3 protein-coding genes are annotated in these 1,479 nt (G+C 53.3%); all 3 read left to right on the forward strand.

Annotated features, from left to right (window positions below; genetic code table 11):
- A partial coding sequence (locus FCN80_RS25880) for a DUF968 domain-containing protein (RefSeq protein WP_136993233.1) occupies positions 1-483 on the forward strand: 483 nt, incomplete at its 5' end.
- Positions 484-492: 9 nt separating this feature from the next.
- The gene (locus FCN80_RS25885) at positions 493-933 is read left to right on the forward strand and encodes an antiterminator Q family protein (protein ID WP_136993234.1); all 441 of its coding nucleotides are present in this window, start codon (positions 493-495) and stop codon (positions 931-933) included.
- 240 nt (positions 934-1,173) lie between these two features.
- On the forward strand, positions 1,174-1,479 hold a 306-nt coding region (locus tag FCN80_RS25890), incomplete at its 3' end, for a DNA methyltransferase (RefSeq protein WP_306767941.1).

Raw genomic sequence — 1,479 nt, forward strand, 5'->3', positions numbered from 1 at the left:
GAGGCATTACCGGAAGGGCCGGCGCGCCGGGTTCTAAAACTGCCGGCGCCAGAGCGCATTACGCCGGTGATGCGGGAGTCCGATATCGAACCGCATGTTTTCGCAACGCCATTGCTGGCGGAGCGAGCGAAACCGGTTCTGGCGCTGGCTGTTGACCCAGAGCCGCCCGAGTCGTTCATGCTGATCCCGAAACGCCGGCGTTGGACAAACGAGGCGTACACCCAATGGGTTAAAGTACAGCCGTGCGCCGGGTGCGGCCGGCCAGCGGACGACCCTCACCATATTATCGATCACGGTCTGAGCGGGACTGGGACCAAACCTCACGATTTATTCACGATACCGCTGTGCCGGCAATGCCATGACGAACTGCATCGGGATACTCGGGCATTTGAGGCAGAGCACGGTAGCCAGTTAGAAATGCTGCTGCACACTCAGGACCGGGCACTGGCGCTCGGCGTAATCACCACTGGGAAATTGGAATAGGGGTAAACGATGCGTGATATTCAACTGGTGCTCGAACGCTGGGGTAGCTGGGCGCGGGACAATAGTGGCGTTGATTTCTCCCATATCGCGGCTGGTTTCAAAGGATTGTTGCCGTATACCTCGAAGATTCGCGATAGCTGTTGTGATGACGATGGTATGGCAGTAGATGCAGCGGTTCTCGTGTTAAAAAAAGTACGTCGGCCCGATGAGTTAAACATGGTTGTGCTGCACTATGTTTACTGCATGTCGAAGCGATCAATTGGCCGGCATTATAAAATTTCAGAGGGGCGGGTCCGGCAAGAAATGCAGGTGGCCGAGGCGTTTGTGGACGCATGCCTATATATGGCTGAGGTTACCCTCGAAATGGACCGTTGGGCGCAAAAAGAAAATATTTATGCGCCTGACCCAAAATCATTAGTGCGCTACGCAAAATGTGTTGTAACGTGCTAAGAGTGGTTACAAAGCACAAAACTTAAAACCTCGTCCTGGCGGGGTTTTCGTTTTTTACCGCCAAAATAGAAAGCCCCGGCAGATGTCAGGGCTTTTTTATACGTGAAATGGGCGACGATACCGGTGCTGCTAACACTGATACCGCCATTCACCCATGACAGAGGATCACAGGCGAACCAAGGCCCATTGCTGATGTGCACACAGCGGCATTGAGCGTACCAAAACGGACACCTCTGGTCTATGAAAAATACTGTTAATTTAAACAGTGCTAATCTCGTCAACGCCGATTCCCTCGATTACATCAAAACGCTCCCCGAAAACTGCATCGATCTGATCGCGACCGACCCGCCATACTATCGCGTCAAATCACACGCCTGGGACCGGCAATGGTCAACCGTCGAGGACTATCTGGCATGGCTGGACGATATGCTGGTGGAATTCTGGCGCGTGCTGAAACCGACTGGTAGCCTGTATTTGTTTTGCGGATCACGGTTGGCAGCGGATACCGAATTGCTGGTACGCCAGCGTTTTGATGTGCTGAATCAT

Source organism: Martelella alba (assembly GCF_005217455.1).
Lineage (GTDB): Bacteria > Pseudomonadota > Gammaproteobacteria > Enterobacterales > Enterobacteriaceae > Acerihabitans.

Bases quoted from the DNA above. Each gene is read 5' to 3' on its own strand.
- FCN80_RS25885 (WP_136993234.1), top strand. From the start codon at position 493: ATGCGTGATATTCAACTGGTGCTCGAACGCTGGGGTAGCTGGGCGCGG.